The sequence below is a fragment of the Shewanella sp. MEBiC00475 genome (assembly GCF_005234075.1).
Classification (GTDB): Bacteria; Pseudomonadota; Gammaproteobacteria; order Enterobacterales; family Shewanellaceae; genus Shewanella; species Shewanella polaris.
This window is the reverse complement of record NZ_CP039928.1, coordinates 3,343,457-3,366,679: the sequence shown is the minus strand read 5'-3', so window position 1 is coordinate 3,366,679 and position 23,223 is coordinate 3,343,457. Positions and strand designations below refer to the sequence as shown.

The following is a 23,223-nucleotide window of genomic DNA, read 5'->3' as shown; positions in this document are numbered from 1 at the left end:
ACTTAATTTAGATAGAGAACATAACGCTCCTATGGAAAAAACATACAACCCAAAGTCTATCGAACAAGCCCTTTACCAAAACTGGGAAGAGCAAGGTTACTTCAAGCCTAGCGGCGATGAATCACAAGGCAATTATTGCATCATGATCCCGCCACCGAATGTAACCGGTAGCCTACACATGGGTCATGCATTCCAAGATACCATCATGGATACCCTTACCCGCTATGAGCGCATGAAAGGTAAAAATACCTTGTGGCAAATCGGCACCGACCACGCAGGTATTGCGACTCAAATGTTGGTTGAGCGTAAGCTTGAAGCCGAAGAAGGTAAAACACGCCATGATTTAGGCCGTGACGCCTTTATTGATAAAGTTTGGGACTGGAAAGAACAGTCTGGTGGCACCATCACTAAACAGCTTCGCCGCATGGGCGCATCTGTTGATTGGGATCGCGAACGTTTTACGATGGACGAAGGCTTATCTAAAGCCGTTCAAGAAGTGTTTGTTCGCCTATACGATGACGAATTAATTTATCGTGGTAAGCGCCTAGTTAACTGGGATCCAAAACTTCATACCGCCATTTCTGACTTAGAAGTTGAAAATAAAGAGAAGCAAGGCCACATGTGGCACTTCCGCTATCCTTTGGCCCAAGGCGCATTAACGGCCGATGGCAAAGACTATCTCGAAGTGGCCACGACTCGCCCAGAAACTATGTTAGGTGACAGTGCAGTAGCCGTGCATCCAGATGATGAGCGTTATCAGTCATTAATTGGCAAATTCATTCTATTGCCTATCGTTAACCGTTTAGTGCCAATTGTTGCCGACGATTACGTCGATATGGAATTTGGTACTGGTTGCGTAAAAATTACTCCAGCCCATGACTTTAACGACTATGAAGTCGGTAAACGTCATCAACTGCCTATGTACAGTATCTTTACTTTAGATGCCTGTGTCCGCAGTTTTGTTGAAGTTATCAATACCGATGGCACCCCAAACAAAGACATCGAAATAGCCTTACCAGAGCGTTATGTCGGCCTTGACCGCTTTAAAGCTCGTACAGCAATTGTTGAAGAGTTTGAAACATTAGGCTTACTTGAAAAAGTCGCTCCGCACGGCTTAAAAGTACCCTATGGCGATCGCTCCGGTGTGGTCATAGAACCTCTATTAACCGACCAGTGGTATGTGGCCGTACAGTCAATGGCAAAAACAGCGATTGAAGCAGTAGAAACCGGCGAAATTAAGTTTGTGCCGCAGCAATATGAAAATATGTACTTCTCGTGGATGCGTGATATTAAAGACTGGTGTATTTCACGCCAGTTATGGTGGGGACACCGTATTCCAGCTTGGTACGACGAAAACGGTAAAGTCTATGTTGGCCGTAACGAAGCGGAAGTGCGTGCTAAGCACCAATTTGCTGACTCAGTGGTATTACGTCAAGACGACGACGTATTAGATACTTGGTTCAGCTCGGCATTATGGACATTTTCAACCTTAGGTTGGCCGGATAACTTAGAAGATTTAAAAACCTTCCACCCAACCGATGTGTTGGTTACCGGTTTTGACATTATCTTCTTCTGGGTTGCGCGGATGATTATGATGACAATGCACTTCATTAAAGATGAAGATGGCAAACCACAAGTACCTTTCAAAACCGTTTACGTTACTGGCCTTATCCGTGACGAAGCCGGCAATAAGATGTCAAAATCTAAAGGTAACGTACTTGACCCATTAGACATGATCGACGGTATCGATCTTGAAACGTTAGTAACTAAGCGTACTGGCAACATGATGCAGCCACAACTGGCGGCAAAAATTGAAAAAAGTACCCGCAAAGAATTTGCCGACGGCATTGAAGCCCACGGTACCGATGCCCTGCGCTTTACGTTAGCAGCAATGGCATCAACGGGTCGTGACATCAACTGGGACATGAAACGTCTTGATGGCTACCGCAGTTTCTGTAACAAGTTATGGAATGCGTCACGTTACGTGTTAATGAACACTGAAGTGCAGACGGATCCCGATAGCGATGAAGCTGGCGAACCTTTAGATTGCGGTCAACTATTAGTTAATGGCAAACCAGGAACAATGGAGTTGTCATTAGCCGATCGTTGGATCATTGGTTTGTTTAACCAAACCGTGAAAACCTTTGATGACCACATGGCCGCTTATCGTTTTGACCTAGCCGCTAACACTTTATACGAGTTCACTTGGAACCAATTCTGTGACTGGTACTTAGAGCTAACCAAGCCAGTAATGCAAAATGGTAGCGACGCGCAAATGCGTGGAACGCGCCATACATTAGTTAATGTGCTTGAAAAAATGCAACGCCTAATGCACCCAATTATGCCGTACATTACCGAAACGATTTGGCAGCGTGTTAAGCCATTAGCGGGCGTAACAGGCGATACCATCATGCTAGCATCGTTCCCAACTTATCAAGCCGATCAAGTTGATGCGACCGCGATGGCCGATCTTGAATGGGTTAAGCAAGTGATTGTGGCAGTACGTAATATTCGTGCAGAACTTAACATTGCGCCTTCTAAGCCACTTAATGCATTAGTGCGCGGTGTAAGCTACGAGGATCGTATTCGCCTTGAAGCTAACCAAACCTTCTTTGCTAGTCTCGCAAAATTAGAAACCATCACTATCCTTGAAGAAGGTGAAACGGCACCAATGTCGAGCACGCAATTAGTTGGCAATATGGAGCTGTTAATTCCAATGGCTGGTTTGATCGATGTCGGCGCAGAAATGGCCCGTATTGATAAACAACTAGAAAAGCTTGCTCAAGAGATAGCCCGTATTGAGGGTAAATTATCTAATCAAGGCTTTGTGGCTAAAGCCCCTGCCGCGGTAATTGATAAAGAACGCGCTAAAATGACCGATTTAACTCGTGATATTGAAAAACTAAACGAGCAAAAAATTGAATTGGCCAAGATTTAACGGCAACCAGTAAGTTGTTGACTTATTAGTTACGATTTACTCAGCTCAAATAAAGCGTCCTGCAAAAACCAGCGAATAATTCGCTGGTTTTTATCTTTGTTGATGTGAGCTATAGCAATAATTTAACCTTTATTTAGTTCAAACTTAAAACCTTGATATCTCAATTTACATTTTTGGTGTATAAGCTTCGGCCAATATCATCAATCTATTTAATAGGCCAAAACAATGTCTGATAAATTCTTTTTTAAAGGTCGTCAAACCCCTAAACCGGCCTATGGCGAAAGTGGTTATAACACCAAACGCGCAGCCAAACTTGGCACAGAAGCATTACCGCTTAAATTGTCAGTACAAACTGAAGCGCGCAAAGTTGAAGTCGCTGAAATAGTGGCCGACAAACAGTTGTTTGCCAATATCACTATTGATGCCGACAAACCTGAAAACATCATTGATTTAAGCGGTATATTAAATAAACCGAAAACAGTCAGCTTTGAAGCTAAACCTAACCGTAATGATGCTTGCCCTTGTGGTAGTGGTAAAAAATACAAAAAGTGTTGTGGTGCATAAGCCACAATAGCAAACTTAGGCCTGTCGATAGGCTAATAGTGATATAAAAAAAGCGGATCTTGTGATTCGCTTTTTTTATTGTCTTTGGATATTTATCTAGAACTTAGGTACAGTGTCAGCCTTTGTTAAAAAAATGATAAAAAGCATAAAATAAAAGGGTGACTTATGAGCACTAATTCACACTCAAGCAATGACTTGAGTGAAGTAAAACAATTAGGTATGTGGGCAGCAATAAGCAGTTTAGGTTATATATTTTGGCTTGTTGGTGGTATGGAGCTAATAGAACGCATTGCCTATTATGGTGTAAAAGCCAGTGCAGGTTTATACGCTAAAGCGCCTGTATCACAAGGCGGACTGGGCATTAATTTAAGTGATTACGGTATTATCATATCGGTCTGGGCGTTACTGCAAACCTTCGTACCCGTGTTAACCGGCGGGATTTCTGATCGTGTCGGCTACAAAGAAACCATTTTCGTTTCTACCATCATCAAAATATGTGGTTATTTAACCATGGCATTCTTCCCCAGTTTCTGGGGTTTTCTCGCCGGAGCCATGTTGCTAGCCATGGGTACAGGGGTATTCAAACCCGGAATTCAAGGCACCTTAGTACTGTCAACTAATCGTAATAATACTTCGATGGCTTGGGGTATTTTTTACCAAGTAGTTAATATTGGTGGTTTTTTAGGTCCACTGGTTGCAGTGCATATGCGCCAATTATCTTGGGATAATGTGTTTTATGCTTGTGCGACGATTATCTCATTAAACTTTTTATTTTTATTGGCTTACAAAGAACCCGGTAAAGACGAGCGTTTAGAGCGCACTCGTAAAGTAAAATCTGGCGAAATACAGCAAGAGGCATTGTGGAAAGATGCCCTTAGAGAGCTAAAAAAACCAGTAGTTATTTACTATATGCTAGTGTTTGCCGGCTTTTGGTTTTTATATAACTCATTATTTGATGTACTGCCAATCCATATTGCTGAATGGGTTGATACCAGCGTCATAGTCACCTCTCTATTTGGTCCAGAGGGCACCAGTAATGGCATATTACAATTCTGGCTTGGCCTGAGTAATGACGGTACCAAAGTGATGCCTGAAGGTATGCTCAACCTTAATGCAGGGATGATCATGACCACCTGCTTTATTGTTGCTGCACTCACGGCTAAATATCGCATTACAACTGCCATGTTTGTCGGTTGCTTATTGAGTATTTTAGCCATTGCTTTGGTGGGTGCGTTTAATGCAGCTTGGATGATTGTACTGGCTATTGCCATGTTCTCTGTCGGTGAAATGATGATAAGCCCAAAAAAGAACGAGTTTATGGGTAACATCGCACCTGAAGGAAAAAAAGCCATGTACTTAGGTTTTGTTATGTTACCTCAAGGCATAGGTTGGACGTTAGAAGGTTATTTCGGACCTAAACTGTATGACATGTACGCTTCAAAAGAGCGCATCGCTCGTGAAGCCTTGTCTGAACATGGCATGAACCTAACAGACATTGCTAACATCCCACAAGGTGAAGCATTTAACCGCTTAGTCAGCGTCACAGGCCAAGAGCCACAAGCCTTAACCCAAGCTTTATATCAAGCCAACAACATCGGTATGGCATGGTACATTATTGCCGCAATTGGAATTATTTCAGCCGTAGGTATTTTCATCTACGGCAAATGGCTATTAAGAATGCAACGCCAGCAAATGGCTTAACGAAACGAACTGTAGAGTACTTAGCAAAAAATACTGGTTTGATAAAAGGGAAGCAGCTGTGCTTCCCTTTTGTTTTTCTCGCACCAAACAAGTTGATAGATTTTAATAGCGTCATACTAGAACTGCCCCATCGTTAACTTCCCTCTCAATAACGTCTTTCTCATTAATCCGTCCTCCTTAGTCACTCTGTTTATTTTCTACCTTGTTCATTACCGATTGGTAGCCCATATCCCTCAAATCGCATGAGCCATATAACAGACGACAGAGCATGCATCATCAACGATTTACTCGCCGACGTTTCCAACTCATTTAGACATCATCAATTGTAGGACAAATGCCACTACGTTAGATAATTCAGTTGAAGTTGATATGCCATTAACCTCAATTTAATGGTCAATTAAATTGCAATAACTTAAGTTACTGGCATTGGCTGGATTGATTAGATTACGTTGGGTTAAATAGGATTAGATTGTGTAATTAATGATCCTGTTCGATATATTTTTCAAAGAAAATACTGATAACGAATGACCATGAAATACTTATAGATTGATTAATAAACTTCATTAAAAAAACAGGGAGGCATTACTGCCTCCCTGTTAGTTATTTTCTTAAGTGATGATTAAGAATTTATTTTATATTTAGTGTGCTGAACTACCATGAACTACATCTACACCGTATGTTTTACCATCAGCATGACATGTTGCACATGATTCAACCGGTACATCATCAGCTGAGGTAATATTATCACCAAAGACTGTTGCACCATTACTCTTGAAGTGAGCAAGAGCCGCTGCACCAGAGTGAGCGTGACAACTACGACAAGCTTCGGCAACTGGAGAAATAAATTCACCACCACTGATTTCAATCGCAGTTCTACCTGATGTTAACTCACCAGTACCATCAAAGAATGGCATAGCATCGCCAGCAGCATTTGCATCTTTATGACACGCTTGACAATTAGTTTGTACCGCAGGGTAGTTAACCAATTCATCATCTGTATCTAAGTAGATGCCAGCACCTGTACTACCTGCAAACAACCCGCTGTGGAAACGGTGAGCAACTGTTGCTAAGTCACGGTTGTAATACTCTAGGCCTTCAACAACTTCAAACGTAGGTTCGCCGTCATCATCTACACCAGACTGTTTATAAACATCTGCATGATAAGAACCAGGGTAGTTGTTATTATGGCAATCAGCACATTGTGTAAAGTTAGTCACACCATGGTTAGGTGATTTAACATGCGATAAATTGTCATGACAAGCATTACATTTCGCTTCATCAGCCGTTGTACGGTCATTACCCACCTGTGTAGGTGAAGTGTAACCTGTTAGCTCAGGGCTAACAAAACGTAAGTTGGTAGTAGTTTCAGCACCCGCTGCAGCAACTGTATCAAACACAAAGTACTTAGTTACAATGTTTGAAGGAACCGCTACATCACAAGCACCAGTATCAGTACCTGCACCATCAGCTAGCATTGTGTTCTCAACAATCATGTCAGTTGTTGTGTTACCACACATGTTCAATTCAGAAGATACTGAAATTGTTTTACCATCAAGTTGATTAGCGGTAAGTGACTTAGTTAAGGTTAACTGGCCGCCTGCAACAACAAACATTTCTGGATTAGATACAGTGTTTACACTTAATCCACGAATATAATCGCCATTGCTATCAAGTGTACCAATTAAGATATCGTCACCTGATTTCGCTTTGTTTAGATACATAGTTAAATCTGTACCATCAGCTGCAACGGCACCATTTAATTCAACACCAATGACAACAGTTAATACATCAGAAGCTACGTCAGCAGAAACGACGTCTAACACTAAACCATCTTCAAAAGCAGCACGACGATTAACACTGTGCGCTTCCATTGGGCTTAAGCTACCTGAACCGTGACAACCAGAACAAACAGCGTCGCTTGAAGGCACAATACCGTTATGGTTTTCGCCGGTCTCAAGGTTTACAGTTAAGTGACATGATACACAAGCTTCAGCATAGACATTGTCGTTCCACTGGGTGCCATTATCATGACAAACAGTACATTCAGTTGACTCCGCAGGGAAACCAACTTCGCCCCACATCTCTTTAGCTTCACCTTCTAGTCCCTGCCATTGCGCAAGTTCCTTACCCATATGAATGGTGTGGATCATCGCATTGAAATTAGCGTTAAAGCCAACTTCAGGGTCATCTTGTCCGCCCGCATAAGCAGGGTTATGACAAGCAACACAGTTTTCAACTTTTTGATAGTTATGGTGAGCACTAATGTTGCTAATACGCAGATCAGTATCTGCATAACCTTCCATTGGGCTATGACATTTGATACATGCTGCATTAGACACAGCGTCTTTAGCTGAAACCGCAAGTTCGCCAGTTGCTGGAATAAAATCAATTGGCGTTGATAGAGGCTTATCACTTACATCGGTACCATCTGCCATTACAACATCATAAGCACGGATCATCACACGAACTAAATCGTTAGCATCACCATCAGCCAATACTACAGGCGCATTACCATCATGTTCCCAAGTACCAGTATAAGTACCAGGATTAGCTGGGTCTTCAACCAATGTACAGGCTTCTACTTCACTGCCATCGCGAGCTGTAGTGCTACCCGTTAAATTACAATACATGCTGCTGCCAAAATCGTTAGCAAGCGCATGGTTGGTCCATAACATCGGTGCACCAGTATCGGTAGTATTAGCAGACTGGCTGGTTACATATAGTGCAACCTTCTCAAGTCCAGAGAATGGCACAGACGTTCCGCCAGTACCTTCACCTGTTACGCTAAATTTAACGCTAAATGCATCTGTACCCACAACCACAATATCTGCTGGCGCTAAGGTTAAATTAAAATTAGCTGCACTTTCAACGGTAGTGACTGTTAAGCCTGCTGAAGTTCCATCTGTACCATCGGCACCTGCAGCACCATCAGCACCCGCAGCACCATCACTGCCGTCAGAGCCACATCCCGTCACACCCATTGCAGCCATAAATGCTACAGCGAGTAATGTTTTATTATATTTCTTCATTTTAAATCCCCCGATTTAAATTTATAGGTTTTTGCACCTACAAAATATAAGGAAATAAGGCAAAAGACCCGAAAAATGTTACAAACCTGTGATGCTTAATCACAATTCTCCTAATGAAAATTGATAATTTCATATTTGAGTATTTGCAAAACTAAAATTTGCAATTTCACATTATGTAATCACAAAGAGGTATTCCGACATGAACAAATTGAGATAAAAACGAAGAGAGCAAAATAAAGAAAGTGAGCGTCCGGTGAACTACGCCTTGCTTAGATCAACGAGCCAGGACAAGAGGCTATTAAGGTCACAGTTTGGATGGGATAGCTGCTCCAAGCAGTGTTCGATGTAATCGAACGGAATAAGACCGTTAGCTTTAGCGGTTTCTATGATGCTGTATAAAATAGAGCTGCCTTCAGCACCACGATGGTTGTGATTAAATAGCCAGTTTTTTCGCCCTATCACAAACGGTTTTACTGCTCGCTCTGCGCGGTTGTTGTCGATATTGAGTCGGCTATCTTCTGTGTAACGACTGAGCTTTTCCCATTGATTGAGGCTGTAATGGATGGCTTTGCCTAGAGGGCTTCCCTTTGATACTTGCAGCGATGATTTATCCAGCCATTGCTTAAATAGTACCAATTGGGGTTGTGAGTGGGTGCGCCTAAAATACAGACGCTCTTCCAGGCTCAGTGATTGTATTTGGGTTTCAATGCGGTACAGCTTGGCTATCATGCTCAGTGCCATATCCGCTTTACTGACTTTACCTACTTTGGGTTTTCCTTGCGCCACTAGCGCTTCTTTGAATTTACGCCGTGCATGGGCCCAACAGCCAACAAGCTTATTACTTACCTGCTGGTAAGCTGCGTAACCATCGACCTGTAAATAACCATTAAACACCGTTTGCTCCGTGGCAAGAAAACGGCTCACGCAGGTGCCCGCACGGCTACCGTCTTGATAGTCGTAAAGCACTATGCTGCGTAAACCTTGATATCGAGGCTCAGTGCTTGGCCCATCCGCGCCAGCGCAATACACCCACATATAGGATTTCACCCGCTCATCGTTAATCACTTTGAGGGTGGTCTCGTCCGCATGGATGACTTCTTGTGTTAACAAATGTTTGTGCAGTAAATCATATAAGGGTTTAAACAGAGCGGCGGATTTCATCATCCAATCGGCCATGGTTTGCCGACTTAAGTCGATACCATGTTGCTTGAACAAGGCTTCTTGCCGGTAAAGGGGTAATGCGTACTGATATTTGCTGGTGATGAGTTGGCTTAATAGACTTGGGGTGGCAAAACTTTTAGGAATGGGGCTGACGGGCACGGGCGCTTGCTTGATGTTGGCCTTGGTGCCTTGCGTTTCGCAATGCTTGCAGCTGTATTTTAATCTAACATGCTCAATCACACTGATTTGTGCCGGTATAAACTTAAGCTTCTCACTACTGTCTTGGCCCATTAATGCCAGCTGATGACCACAACTGTCACACTGCTTATCTTCATCACTAATATCATGGATGACGACTTCTCGCGGCAGGTCTTTTGGCAGTAATTTGCGCTTGGCGCGTTGTTTAGGCGGTACTGACACATCAGCATCTGTCGTTAACTCAACAAGCTCATCAACCGTAACTTCAGCTTCGTTAAACAACTCACCTTGATAATCATGGCTTTCGCTGCTGGCCCCGAAGCGCTGTTGTTGTGCGAGGCGAAATTGCTCCAGTAACCGCTGCACCGAGTGTTTAAGCTCAGCAATTTCAGCATCTCTCAACTCGATAGTATTGTCTTTAGCCGCCAGCGTCTCAAGCAATAATTGCTTAAGCAAATCAACGTCGTTGGGTAAGTTGTCAGGGCTTAATTTCATGGTGTTATTATACCAAAACTCCCCCTAGAGAAGGGGGTTGCAGTGATCTGATTATCAAAAACTGCATACGCAATGGCGATCAATTAACTGTAATTCAAGCCACTAACATGTTGATGTCCCAATACATCAAAGCCAGACAGCAGCCAATGAAACTGTTGCTCAGATAAGCTCAGGCACTCATCAATACTTTTAGTCGGCCACTTAAACTTATCCTGCTCGAGGCGTTTGTACCAAAGCGCAAAACCAGTGTCATCCCAGTAGAGGATTTTTAATTTATCGCGGCTTTTATTACAAAAGACAAACACGCTGCCGTCTGTGGCCTGTAGCGACAACTGTTGCTCGACGATAACGGCTAAGCCATTTATGGATTTACGAAAATCCACAGGCTCTCGATGCAAATAGACACTGGGGAGCTCACGAAACATCAACATGCTTGCAGGCCTTTTATCATTTCCAGCAGATAGCTTGCAGGCAAGGTGCTAGGGAAAGTCCATATCCCGGATTGATGCTGAAAAAAAATGGTCTGCTCTGGGACCGGAAGTTGAGCTTGGGTAGCCATCGCCGTCGGCGAGGCCAGCGTCGCCTTAACAAATAGTGCGCCCGTTGGAATGCTCATTTTAGCTATGTCTGCTTTGCGGGCGTAAAATCCGCTGATACTGAGTTTATGCAGGCGACAAAAAGCGGTAATCGTCAAGCCGCTAGCGGATTGCTGTTGTATCAAGGCAACCCAATCTTCATGTGAACGTCTAGCCATGTTAACTCCTGATGTAATGATCAGTCGTTAATATAGAGGATGAACAAGAGCTGCTGAAGATGTACTTGCCCGGACGCTTACTAAAGAAATAAAACATACAACTAATGAAGTAAATTACAAATGTTATATATGCAGCGTTTAGCCTGAAAATTAATTAAAAAAGAGGGAGGCATTGCTGCCTCCCTCTTACTTATTTTCTTAAGTGATGATTAAGAAGTTATGTTTTATTAGTGTGCAGAAGTTCCATGAACTACATCTAAGCCGTAAGTTTTACCATCGGCATGACATGTTGCACATGATTCAATTGGCACTGCGTCTGCAGACATAATGTTGTCGCCAAAGACTGTTGCGCCATTACTCTTAAAGTGAGCTAGAGCCGCTTCACCAGAGTGAGCGTGACAACTACGACAAGCTTCGGTAACTGGAGAAATAAATTCGCCATTACCGAGTGCAACTGAAGTTCTACCAGAGGTCAAAGTACCAGTACCATCAAAGAATGGCATCGCATCGCCAGCTGCATTTGCATCTTTATGACACGCTTGGCAATTAGTTTGATCCGCAGGATAGTTAACTAAGTCGCCGTCAGCATTGATATAAACGCCAGATGCTTCTTCCGCATATGTTCCACTGTGGTAACGGTGAGCAACAGTTGCTAAATCACGGTTATAGTACTCTAGGCCTTCAACCACTTCAAACGTACCGTCAGCAGATTCAACTTGAACTGTTTCATGATGAGAACCTACAGGGCTAGCATTGTTATGACAATCAGCACATTGTGTAAAGTTAGTCACACCATGACGAGGTGCTTTAACGTGCGCTAAGTTGTCGTGACAAGCATTACATTTAGCTTCGTCAGCGGTTGTACGGTCATTACCCACCTGTGTAGGTGCGTTATAAGCAGTTACTGCAGGACTAACAAAACGTAGGTTGTCAGTAGTGGCTACACCAGTAGCGGCTACTGCATCAAATACAAAGTATTTAGTGACGATGTTAGCTGGAATACCAACATCACAACCATCAGCTGTAGCAACAATCATATCGGTGTCTGTATCACCACACATGTTCATTTCAGATGACACATAAAGTGTTTCGCCATCTAAATCTGTAGCATCACTAAGTGTTTGAGTTAGGACGATGTTACCACCCGTAACCACAAACATACCTCCATCAGTAGAGATACTTGTACCTTGAACGTAATCACCATTGTCATCAAGGGTACCGATTAAAATACTCCGACCACCAGATGTGCTAAATACATAATCAGCTAGATCAGTACCATCAGCTGCAACTGCACCATTTAATTCAACACCAATAGTGACAGTTAGTTCGCCTGCTGCAACTTCAGCAGAAACAACATCTAAGACTAAACCATTTGCTAAGTCAGCACGACGACCAACCTTATGAGCTTCCATTGGGCTTAAGCTACCTGAACCGTGACAACCAGAACAAACAGCGTCACTTGAAGGCACAATACCATTATGACCTTCACCCGTTTCAAAGTTCACAGTTAAGTGACATGATTCACAAGCTTCAGCATAGATATTGTCGTTCCACTGGGTGCCATTATCATGACAAACAGCACATTCAGTTGACTCCGCAGGGAAACCAATTTCGCCCCACATCTCTTTAGCTTCACCTTGTAGTCCCTGATATGCAGCAAGATCCTTACCCATATGAATGGTGTGGATCATGGCATTGAAGTTAGCATTAAAGCCCACTTCTTCGTCGTCTTGTCCGCCCGCATAAGCAGGGTTATGACAAGCTATACAGTTTTCAACTTTTTGATAGTTATGGTGAGCACTAATGTTACTAATACGCAGATCAGTATCTGCATAACCTTCCATTGGGCTATGACACTTGATACATGCTGCATTAGACACGGCATCTTTTGCTGAAACCGCAAGTTCGCCAGTTGCTGGAATAAAATCAATTGGCGTTGATAGAGGCTTATCACTTACATCGGTACCATCAGCCGTTACAACATCATAAGCACGGATCATCACACGAACTAAATCGTTAGCATCGCCATCGGCTAATACTACAGGCGCATTACCATCATGTTCCCAAGTACCAGTATAAGTACCAGGATTAGCAGGGTCTTCAACCAATGTACAGGCTTCTACTTCACTGCCATCACGAGCTGTAGTGCTACCCGTTAAATTACAATACATGCTGCTGCCAAAATCATTAGCAAGTGCATGGTTGGTCCATAAATAAGGTGCACCAGTATCGGTAGTGTTAGCAGACTGGCTGGTTACATACAGCGCAACTTTATCAAGTCCAGAGAATGGCACAGCCGCTCCGCCAGTACCTTCACCTGTTACGGTAAATTTAACGCTAAATGCATCTGTACCCACAACAACAATATCTGCTGGTGCTAGGGTTAAATTAAAATTAGCTGCACTTTCAACTGTAGTGACTGTTAAGCCTGCTGAAGTACCATCTGTACCATCGGCACCTGCAGCACCATCAGCACCCGCAACACCATCGGCACCATCACTGCCGTCAGAGCCACATCCTGTCACACCCATTGCAGCCATAAATGCTACAGCGAGTAATGTTTTATTATATTTCTTCATTTTAAATCCCCCGATTTAAATTTGTAGGTTTTTGCACCTATAAAATATAAGGAAATAAGACAAAATGCTCGTCTGCTATTGCAAACCTGTGAGATTAAGTTAGAGATTCGTTAGAAGAAATTAGCGATTTTATTTTTAAGTATTAACAAAAATAAAATAGCCAAATTCACACTGCGCAACCCCAAAGAAGTACTTAAAAATAGGTATATTGAGGATGAGTTTGAAGGGAAAAACATTAACAATGTAACATATTGATTTTTAACTATTAACTTTTTAAAACAAAACACTCAACCTACACAGCTAAGTGTTTTGAATCTCATTTACAATCGAATATACCTTAATGCAATAGCGACTTAGTGATATCCATTATCATTTGCGTGGTTTTTGAAGAATAACGGCGATAAAGTTCTGCACGCTCAATTAAACAATAATTAGGCATAGCCATGACATCATTAAGTTTTTTAAATTCGCTATCGGGTAATTTCTCCACTCGTAATTGTGGAATTTGTTGTGCAAATGCCCCTTCATTACAAATCGTGATAGCCAAACTATCCATTGTTAACATATGCCAATACCAATCTTCTAACTTCCTAACACATTCAATATCGTCTAAAAGCAAACCATGGGTTTGACAATAAAGTTCTAAAGGGTCAATACGATTATTAAAACCTTTACAACGTAAATACACGATAGGGTGCTGAATGATATTTTCTAACTTTATCTGTTCACCACCAGCCCAAAATGAATGATTGGTATTTCCCACTACACATAAAGATGTCACGCTTGCAATATTTGATAGCTCTAATTCATGAGCATCTTGAGTATCAAACCCAATACCAAAATCAAGTTCACCATTGTAAATGAGCTCTTCTGTGTCGGCCTCCCAACTGTGAAGTTTAACTTTACCAATGACATTACGAGGGAGCTGGCTTAACGCCATCGCTAAGCTGGTGATAATGCTTGGTGATACCGCAATATGTAAAATAGGCGTTTGACAATGATTTAAACGATCGTCTGCCACTCGCTCAATTTGGCTCACCATGTCACATAATTGGCATATAGGCAGATATAAACGTTCGGCTAATGGTGTCGGTTTCAATCCTTGCTGGCGACGAAAAAATAATTCATCATTAAAAATGACTCTTAATGATGTTAAACAGCGGCTAATTTTCGGTGCGGAGACAGCAAGCTCTTTGGCGGCAAAGTTAGCAAAGCCCGTTTCGTAAATGAGCTTAAACACCAACAAACTAAATACATCTAATTCGCTGACTTTTTTTAATGCTTGAATATCCACATGCCACCTAATTTGTTGTAATGAAGCAGATAAATTAACATGTATTCAAATCAAAAAAGTTGATCTAGTGCTGAATAACGCTATCAACTTCAGCTTTTGTTAATGCACGAAACTCACCGGGTAACAGAGTATTATCTAACAGAATATTACCCACAGACTCGCGATGCAACGCAACCACCGGATTACGAAAACGACCAAACATGCGTTTAATTTGATGATACTTGCCCTCACGCAACACCACCCTTGCTTGATGACTGGATAATAATGCGAGTTGTGCTGGTAAGGTGGTAATGTCTTCAAATTCGAAATACATCCCATTGGCGAATGCCTCGACATATTCTTGCTGGAGTGGATTGGCTAATGTCACTAAATACTGCTTATCTACTTTATGCTCAGGCGCCATCAAAGCAGCAGACCATTTGGCGTCATTAGTGAGCAACAATAACCCAGTTGAATGTAAATCTAATCTGCCAGCAATATGCAGCATATCAGTGTTAACACCCGTCATTAATCCCAATGCCGTTGGGTGTTTATCATCAATAGTTGCACTAACCACCCCATCGGGTTTATTAAGCATATAGTATTGTTTTTGATATTGACGCAACACCACACAATTACAGGTAATATGGCTAAACTCATCTATTTGTAAATCAGGTGATTTGGCTAATTGACCATCGACAAGCACTTTATCGGTAATTAACAATCCACGGACAGCTTTTTTGGAAATTTGTAACGTGCCAGCAATAAATTGGTCCAGCCGCCCTCGTTTAGACACCATAAAACCTCATTAAGAATGATACCAATTTGTTTAAGAATACCTTATTCTGTTAAAAGGCACATCAACAAGGAGTAACATGCTTTCGCAACCTGCTAGTACAGTTTTGCGCCCAGACATGACCACCGCAGAGCTAAAACAGGCGATTAAGTCACTGGATCAATTTTTACAAGATAACATTTTTCAAAGTGCAATTAACGACACTTTGAATAAGCGATCTCACTTTTTCGATGAGTTATTATGCCAACTTTGGCAACCTTTCGAATTAGATCCTGATCGCATCTCACTTAATGCTGTTGGAGGTTACGGTCGACAAACTTTACATCCCTTCTCCGACATCGACATCTGCATTATTCATGATGGGCCTTTAACGCCTACCGAAGCTAATTCAGTGAGTCAGTTCCTCACCCATCTGTGGGATCTTAACCTAGATTTAGGTCATGCTGTGCGCAGTATGGATGACACATTCCAAGCATGCAAAGACGATGTAACCATTGCGACCAGCTTATTGGAAATTCGGCATTTATTTGGTAATAATCAGCACCAACAACAAGTATTAAACGCCCTTTACGGTCAAGATTTATGGCAAAGCCAGGCATTTTTTAATGCCAAACTCAGCGAACAACAAGAACGCCACGCTAAAGCACAAGACACCTCCTATAGTATTGAACCTAACCTTAAAACTAGCCCCGGTGGTATGCGCGATATACAAACCCTTACTTGGGTTGCCCGTAAGCATTTCGGCGTCGCCAGCATGCAATCTCTGCGACGTTTTGGTTTTTTAACCAATGACGAATACGCTGAGTTAATGGAATGCCAACACTTTTTATTTCGAGTTCGGTTTGCCTTACATCAAGCAGCTCAACGATCAGAAAATCGTTTATTACTCCAATATCAAGCTGAAGTGGCTAAATTAATGGGCTTTGGTGATGGTATGCCCATCGGTGAAAGCGGCAATATATCCATCGAAAAAATGATGCGCCAATTGTTTCGCGCCATGAAACGTATTAGTGAATTAAACAAAATTTTAATGGCCTATTTCCATCGTGAAATTATTCCACAGCTCAACCCCAACATCATTGAGTTAAATGAAAACTTTGAAATTGTCGATAAATACATCCATGTTCGTGACGAAACCGTGTTTATTGATCGCACTCAAATTATGGCGTTATTTGAACTTATCGCGATACACCACGACAAAATAGTCGGTATTACCGCAGAAACCTTACGATCACTGCGTCAAGTAAGACGTCGCTTAATGGGAGACTTGCAAGACTTTCAGCGTTGTCGCGAACAATTTAAAGCAATATTTATGCATCCTCAAGGCATGGGACTCGCCATTACCTTAATGCACCAACACGGTATTTTAGCGTCTTATTTACCGCAATGGCGTGAAGTGGTTGGCCAGATGCAATTTGATTTATTTCATGCTTATACCGTTGATGAACACACCCACAAGGTGCTAAAAAATATTTACACCTACGGTAAAGACATTAAAACCTTAAATAAAGACTTGGCATTAGCTGCTGACATCTATCAAAAAATGTTTAACAAATCGACACTGTTATTTGCGGCATTATTTCATGATTTAGCTAAAGGTCGCGGTGGCGACCACAGTGAACTAGGGGCTGTCGATGCCAGTTTATTTGCCAAGTTTCATGGACTGAAAGTGTCACAAGAACACCTCATCTGCTGGTTGGTAGAGCATCACCTACTAATGTCCATGACGTCACAACGTATGGACATTAACGATCCTGAAGTGATTGATACTTTTGCTAAAAAAGTCGGAACCTTAGCCCGTTTAGATGCCTTGTATTGCTTAACCATTGCCGATATTCAAGCAACCAATGATGATCTTTGGAATGACTGGAAGGCATCACTGTTAAAAGATTTATATTTTATTACCCGCAAAGCACTTCGCAATGGCCTCGAAAATATGCTGCAAATTCGCACCATTGTCCGCGAACATAAACAAGAAGCACTTAATCTGTTACACGCAGATGTCGATACCACAACAGCCATTAAAACCTTATGGCGACGATTACCCATAGCCTTCTTTAGTAATGCCGATACCGATGATATCGCCAGATATACTCAAGCAATGATTAACCATGATCTTGCACCAGTAACCGATAATCAATACAACACTCTCATTTTACTTGATGATGCTGTGGTAAAGGGTTGCAGTGATGTGTTTGTGTATACTAAAGATCGCCCAGGCTTATTTGTTAAATTATTTAATACCTTAGCGGCTCTGCGCATTTCGGTAAAACAGGCACAAATTGCCCGAACTAAAGATGGTTATGTGGTTGAGTCATTCAAAGTGCTCGATTTTGACGAAAAACCTATCATCAGTGCGCAACGTCGTAAACAAGTGATCAATAAATTGCATCAAGTACTGGATAAAGGCATTAGCTTACCTAAAAAACGTCAGTCTAGGCGTCATCAAAGCTTTGATAATCAACCCAGTATCGAATTTTTACATTCACGAAAATCGACTCGTAGTTTAGTCAATGTATCCGCCCTAGACACCAGTGAATTTATGGAACAAATTGCCAATATTTTTAGGGAATTAGAATTGCATATTCATTCGGCCACCATAAGTACCGTCGGTGAACGAGCAGACAATGTGTTTTCATTATCGAACCAAGACAATCAGCAATTAACCCCAGAACAACAACAACAGCTTACAGATGCGTTAATGCAAACCATCAACATAGACTGATATTTGGTGTTTAAAAATAGCCATTAATATGGCGCGTTGTTGATAACAATAACGCGCCATATATTTACCCCACGCTTCTGATAAAAGTATTTGATATAGCCATTTACAGCATACTCACGACACTGCTGAGATACAATGACACCAAGGACCGACACTGTTGGTAGCGAGGTGTAACAATAATTAGCATACTTTGAGCAAACTAATGACTATGCGATAATCATGCCCATCAATTGTTGTTAATTAGGTCATCATGTCACAAGCCTTTCGTTATACTGCCGAATATGTACTCAACAAATCATATTTTGAAGAATGTTATCAGCAATCCATCAACCCTACCCCATCAGCAAAACGGTTTATTAAAACGGCCATTTTTGCGCTGATTGGTTTAGTTATTTTATTAATTGATTCAATAAGCCAAGCGGCAATAAGCACTCAAGAAACCTATTACCTAGGCTACTTTTTCATTGGCCTGTCTGTGGTTGAATTTTTAAGCATTCGCTTTAACAAAACGTGGTGGTTATGGCGTCAAATGATGAGTAAAGCGGCAGGTGAAGAGGTAAAGCTGACCATTGATGATAAGGGTATCAACAGCCAATCACTCCATGTTAATCAACATATTTTGTGGACTGATGTTTATCGCATCACCGAAACCGATAGCGGATTTTTACTCCAGTTACAAAAAACCACCACTTATTTATCTAAACGTTGTTTAACGCATAGCGCTATCGATTTTATAAATCAGCAACACATAAAACAATAATGCGTTATCGTTACGCTAACGCAGCAGCCACTCGTTGTTGAATATCACTGAGTAATTCGGTTTCAAACCAGCGATTACGACTAAGCCAAATATTATTAAGCGGGCTGGGATGTGGCAGGGGAATAAAGCGCGGCCCAAACGTATGCCATTGATGCACCGTTTCGGTTAATGTTTTAGGTTTATTAGGTAAATAATATTGTTGTGCATATTGCCCCACCAGTAACACCAACTCTACGTTAACTAACTGCTGTAACAACAAGTTATGCCATTTAGGTGCGCATTCTTTCCTTGGCGGTAAATCACCCGATTTACCCTTTTTAGTACCTACTGCGCCGGCTTGATAACTACCAGGAAAACAAAAACCCATCGGCATTATAGCCACTTGTTTGGCATCGTAGAAAACCTCTCTTGTGACACCTAACCACTGTCGCAACCTGTCACCACTGGCATCGTCAAACGGTATCCCCGACATATGCACTTTACGTCCAGGCGCCTGGCCGATAATTAATATCTTTGCTTGAGGATCAATTTGCACAATGGGCCGCACACCATCAACTAATTCTGCAGCGCAAATTTGGCAATTTCTAACTTGGGTGAGTAAAGAGTCAAAATCTTGCATCGTTTTACCTTTTTATACAAACCACATTAAGCGGGTAAATGAGTGACAATCACAAACAATCTTATCAATTTAGTTATATTGTATTCATAAGAAAAAATACTCGGCAGAACAGGAAAGCACCTTACTTTACAACACTAATATTCCACTTGATATCTGTGACTAAATGATAAAAATACTACTAATAACTCTATCTAACGGAACTAAGCTAAAGTAATATTTGTCCAACTAACTAGTCAAAATAACAAAGTTCTCCCAAGAAGGAACAACCATGCCATCAACTATTATCACCCGCATTACATTTGCAACATTACTGGCCAGTGCTTCGGTAGTTAGTTTTACAGCATCTGCCCTACCGCAAGCCCCTGAGAAGGATGTCGCATCATTAAAACAAGCCTGTCAGCAAATCGCGGTAGAAGATCAATTACCAGAAAGCGAAGTCGGCTCATTTTTATTGGATTGCGTTAACGACCAATTAACTGAAATGGGTTATCAACGTATTACTAGCCTAGATTAATGCAACAATAACGTAATTGATTTCAAATAAAAAAAACGCCATTAAGGCGTTTTTTTTATTTGAAGTAGAAACGGAATTAAAACGCTTGGCAAAAAATCCCTAGCGATGCCCCTATAGCCACAAACCAAGACAACGAACGCAATGTGCCGTAATTTAATAAATACATGACATGATAAACTACTCTCGCGACCACATGCACTATGGCTAAAAGCGCGACAACATCGGTAACATTGTTAGTCACTAACGCCGTTAATACTGCAATCCCAAATACAATTAATGACTCAAATGCATTTTGATGTCCAGCCACTGCACGTGCACCAAATCCGGTTAATTGCCCTTGCTGTGCTCGCGGGTGATTATTGTCATATCGACCCAATTTTGCCATTGCCACCGCGACGGGTACTTTCGCCGCATAAGGCAACAATACTGCGATGAATAAACAAACAAGTATTGTCTGCATAATTTTTCCTTATATTTTTTTATCGTGTTTAACCTGAACTTTGATTATCGAAAAACGATAAATAGCCAGTTAACCCTCATCGCTTGAACGCCCTAGTTAACTCAACTGACATCATTTTATTTATCTTACTTATTCATTTCTTTCGTCTTATAAATCAATTGTAAGTTAACACTTATACAACATTTTAGTGACTAGACTACACTTTATGTTGAAAGATATTGAGCCCCACCACGGTCAATACTAATAACTCCTAACAAGTGTGATAGCTGCAGCAAATCAATCTTGTGACGAGTAACAAGAATAAGCAGTAAAAATAATAATCAACATTGTAAGGAATACATCATGAATACCAAAGCACAAACTAGCCTAACAGGCGCAGCACTCGCATTAGCTATGGCCAGTTTATCAGGTCAGGCAATGGCGGCCGAAACAAGTACAGCACCTATGACTGCTGGCGAAACAGATTTAGTTCATTGTTACGGCGTTAATACCTGTAAAGGCCATAACGATTGTAAAACAGCTGACAATGCCTGTGGCGGTCAAGCGAGCTGTAAAGGAACAGGTTTTGTTGGCATGCCATCAAAAGCTTGTGCTGATGTGGGCGGCACGCAAAAAGATGATTGGGTTGGTAAAGTCACTAAAGCAGACCTAGTACATTGTTACGGCGTTAACATCTGTAAAGGCCATAACGATTGTAAAGGTGCTGATAATGCTTGTGGCGGAATGGCAAGCTGTAAAGGCACTGGCTTTGTGAACACTACAGCTAAATCTTGTGGTGACATTGGCGGTAACGTTAGCTAGTAATCAATAAAACTCATAAGGTTGATGGCTTTCTCACTCTGTGACTTGAACGTCATCAGCCTTTTTATTCATTACCAATTTGTTCGCAATAACAAGGTACACCATGCCAAATACACGTATTACAGAAGACTTTCTTGGATTTGGTTTAGGCTTACGTACTGACCATTTTGAACATATTTTACAGCACCAGCCAGATATTGACTGGTTTGAAGTGCTATCTGAAAACTACTTAGTCGCTGGCGGTAAACCCCGATATTATTTAGAAGCCATTGCCGAACAATATCCTGTAGTAATGCATGGCGTATCGATGTCGATAGGCAGTACCGATCCTTTAGACATGGATTACTTAAAAGCCCTTAAAAAGCTCAATAACGACATTCAACCTAAATGGATATCTGATCATATTTGCTGGACCTCAATTCACGGCGTCAATAGCCATGACTTACTGCCACTGCCTTATACCGAAGAAACCGTTAACCATGTCGCTGAGCGAGTGCGTATTGTGCAGGACTTTTTAGGTAGACGAATTCTGCTAGAAAACGTATCGAGTTATTTGTCATATCAAGACTCGACCATGGATGAATGGGATTTTTTAAGCCAAGTGGCAGAAGCTGCAGATTGCTTGATATTACTCGACATTAATAACATTTATGTCAGCGCCCGTAATCATCATTTTAATCCGTTGGATTACCTTAAAAAAATCGACCCTCGCCGAGTACAACAATTTCATTTAGCGGGTCATAGCGACTTTGGTGATTATGTCATTGATACCCACGACCATGACGTGCCGCCTTCGGTTTGGACACTTTACCAAGCTGCACTAGAGCGCTTTGGCGCTGTTAGCACCATGATTGAACGTGACGCGAATATTCCTGAGTTCCCCGCGTTATATAATGAATTACTCGAAGCGAAACACATTGCCCAGTTAACGCTACCCGATGACCCAGCCCTAGCACGCTCACAATTTGGCACACGTTCACTTGATGACTTAGGCAAGTTTATCAGCGCTAATCACGCTTCACCGCAAAAAGTCAGGGCATAAACATGAGTCGTTTAGCTGAGATTCAACAGCAATTTATGCAGTATTTACTGTCAGATGGTTCGGATACACAACACGGACACATTCAGTCGGTGATGAAAGCGAATGTGTCTGAACAAGCGGGGATCAGCGCCGATGATCGCCTACAAATTTATGCCAACGCTTACCGAATTCGATTAAAAGAAACCATTGAAACCGACCACCAGCTGCTGGGGTTGTATTTAGGTGACGATTTATTCGATAAAATGGCGGCCGACTATACCCGTCAATTTCCATCAAACAATAAGTCACTGCGCCAGTTTTGTGATGGTTTACCGGAATTTTTACAACAAGACGCGTTTTTTAAACAACATCCGATTATTGCCGATTTAGCACGATTCGAGCGCCGGTTACTCAATGCATTTGATGCAGCAGATTGTGCCCGTGCAAGCTTTAATGACTTACAGGCCATTTCACCTGAATTATGGCCCAATTGCTGTTTACGCTTTCATCCCAGCGTACAAATATTCACTTGCAACAGTAATGCAGTCGAAGCTTGGCAAGCATTGAAAATAGACACAGCACCACCTGCACCGGACTATGAATCGCCTAGAGCGTGGTTATTATGGAGGGGAGAGTCGCGGTTAACAGAATTTGTATCATTAACGACAGAACAACATGCCTTATTACTTGGGTTTATTCAGGGCAACAACTTTGCCACCCAGTGCGAACAAATGTTGCAATGGCACGACGAGCAATCTGCGCCACTGATGGTATTGCAAACGATGCAAACCTGGTTTCAACGCGGCTTAATTCGTTCAGTCGTTAGCAGTTAACA

At 41.8% G+C, this 23,223-nt stretch carries 18 protein-coding genes; 9 read left to right on the top strand and 9 right to left on the bottom strand.

What is annotated here, in order from left to right; all coding sequences use genetic code 11:
• Positions 1-31: 31 nt before the first annotated feature.
• The 3 genes from FCN25_RS15020 (at position 32) to FCN25_RS15010 (ending at position 5,203) form a co-directional block, all read left to right on the top strand.
• A complete protein-coding gene (locus FCN25_RS15020; RefSeq protein ID WP_137226131.1) occupies positions 32-2,938 on the top strand; it encodes a valine--tRNA ligase in 2,907 nt (968 codons plus the stop codon).
• A gap of 225 nt (positions 2,939-3,163) precedes the next feature.
• Positions 3,164-3,502, top strand: a complete 339-nt coding sequence (locus FCN25_RS15015; RefSeq protein WP_137226129.1) for a PBPRA1643 family SWIM/SEC-C metal-binding motif protein — start codon at positions 3,164-3,166, stop codon at positions 3,500-3,502.
• A gap of 165 nt (positions 3,503-3,667) precedes the next feature.
• Positions 3,668-5,203 (top strand): MFS transporter, encoded by a 1,536-nt coding sequence (locus tag FCN25_RS15010; RefSeq protein ID WP_137226127.1) that lies wholly within the window; start codon positions 3,668-3,670, stop codon positions 5,201-5,203.
• A 638-nt stretch (positions 5,204-5,841) separates the two neighbouring features.
• On the opposite strand, the gene FCN25_RS15005 is transcribed toward FCN25_RS15010, so the two are convergent.
• From FCN25_RS15005 to FCN25_RS14975, 7 genes are all read right to left on the bottom strand, one after another.
• Positions 5,842-8,232, bottom strand: coding sequence for an OmcA/MtrC family decaheme c-type cytochrome (locus tag FCN25_RS15005; protein WP_137226124.1), 2,391 nt, complete (start codon positions 8,230-8,232; stop codon positions 5,842-5,844).
• A 258-nt stretch (positions 8,233-8,490) separates the two neighbouring features.
• Positions 8,491-10,086, bottom strand: coding sequence for an IS66 family transposase (locus FCN25_RS15000; protein WP_254693658.1), 1,596 nt, complete (start codon positions 10,084-10,086; stop codon positions 8,491-8,493).
• Positions 10,087-10,169: 83 nt separating this feature from the next.
• The gene (gene tnpB / locus FCN25_RS14995; RefSeq protein WP_137221684.1) at positions 10,170-10,517 is read right to left on the bottom strand and encodes an IS66 family insertion sequence element accessory protein TnpB; all 348 of its coding nucleotides are present in this window, start codon (positions 10,515-10,517) and stop codon (positions 10,170-10,172) included.
• Entirely contained in the window at positions 10,511-10,840 is a 330-nt protein-coding gene (locus tag FCN25_RS14990; RefSeq protein ID WP_137221686.1) for an IS66 family insertion sequence element accessory protein TnpB, read from the bottom strand. The genes tnpB and FCN25_RS14990 overlap by 7 nt, the downstream gene beginning before the upstream one ends.
• Before the next feature lie 227 nt (positions 10,841-11,067).
• On the bottom strand, positions 11,068-13,419 hold the full coding sequence (locus FCN25_RS14985; RefSeq protein ID WP_137226122.1) for an OmcA/MtrC family decaheme c-type cytochrome: 2,352 nt from the start codon (positions 13,417-13,419) through the stop codon (positions 11,068-11,070).
• A 337-nt stretch (positions 13,420-13,756) separates the two neighbouring features.
• Complete coding sequence (locus tag FCN25_RS14980) at positions 13,757-14,713, bottom strand: LysR family transcriptional regulator (RefSeq protein ID WP_137226120.1); 957 nt, start codon at positions 14,711-14,713, stop codon at positions 13,757-13,759.
• Between the two features lie 64 nt (positions 14,714-14,777).
• Positions 14,778-15,491 (bottom strand): 16S rRNA pseudouridine(516) synthase, encoded by a 714-nt coding sequence (locus FCN25_RS14975; RefSeq protein ID WP_137226118.1) that lies wholly within the window; start codon positions 15,489-15,491, stop codon positions 14,778-14,780.
• Positions 15,492-15,567: 76 nt separating this feature from the next.
• On the opposite strand from FCN25_RS14975, the gene glnD reads away from it, so the two are divergent.
• Positions 15,568-18,213, top strand: a complete 2,646-nt coding sequence (gene glnD, locus FCN25_RS14970) for a [protein-PII] uridylyltransferase (protein WP_137226116.1) — start codon at positions 15,568-15,570, stop codon at positions 18,211-18,213.
• Between the two features lie 250 nt (positions 18,214-18,463).
• Complete coding sequence (locus tag FCN25_RS14965; protein ID WP_137226114.1) at positions 18,464-18,973, top strand: YcxB family protein; 510 nt, start codon at positions 18,464-18,466, stop codon at positions 18,971-18,973.
• A gap of 10 nt (positions 18,974-18,983) precedes the next feature.
• Here FCN25_RS14965 and FCN25_RS14960 read toward each other — a convergent pair whose 3' ends face one another.
• Positions 18,984-19,592, bottom strand: coding sequence for a uracil-DNA glycosylase family protein (locus FCN25_RS14960; RefSeq protein WP_137226112.1), 609 nt, complete (start codon positions 19,590-19,592; stop codon positions 18,984-18,986).
• A 268-nt stretch (positions 19,593-19,860) separates the two neighbouring features.
• On the opposite strand from FCN25_RS14960, the gene FCN25_RS14955 reads away from it, so the two are divergent.
• Positions 19,861-20,106: a hypothetical protein gene (locus tag FCN25_RS14955; RefSeq protein ID WP_254693657.1), complete on the top strand. Its 246-nt coding sequence runs from the start codon at positions 19,861-19,863 to the stop codon at positions 20,104-20,106.
• A 76-nt stretch (positions 20,107-20,182) separates the two neighbouring features.
• Here the strand turns inward: FCN25_RS14955 and FCN25_RS14950 are convergent, their stop codons facing one another.
• On the bottom strand, positions 20,183-20,566 hold the full coding sequence (locus FCN25_RS14950) for an MAPEG family protein (protein ID WP_137226110.1): 384 nt from the start codon (positions 20,564-20,566) through the stop codon (positions 20,183-20,185).
• Between the two features lie 342 nt (positions 20,567-20,908).
• Here FCN25_RS14950 and FCN25_RS14945 point away from each other — a divergent pair, with 342 nt between their 5' ends.
• From FCN25_RS14945 to FCN25_RS14935, 3 genes are all read left to right on the top strand, one after another.
• Positions 20,909-21,367: a hypothetical protein gene (locus FCN25_RS14945; RefSeq protein WP_137226108.1), complete on the top strand. Its 459-nt coding sequence runs from the start codon at positions 20,909-20,911 to the stop codon at positions 21,365-21,367.
• Between the two features lie 103 nt (positions 21,368-21,470).
• Complete coding sequence (locus tag FCN25_RS14940) at positions 21,471-22,409, top strand: DUF692 domain-containing protein (protein WP_137226106.1); 939 nt, start codon at positions 21,471-21,473, stop codon at positions 22,407-22,409.
• Positions 22,410-22,411: 2 nt separating this feature from the next.
• Positions 22,412-23,221 carry a DNA-binding domain-containing protein gene (locus FCN25_RS14935; protein ID WP_137226104.1) on the top strand — a complete coding sequence of 270 codons (810 nt, stop codon included), beginning with the start codon at positions 22,412-22,414 and terminating at the stop codon, positions 23,219-23,221.
• Positions 23,222-23,223 lie beyond the last annotated feature (2 nt).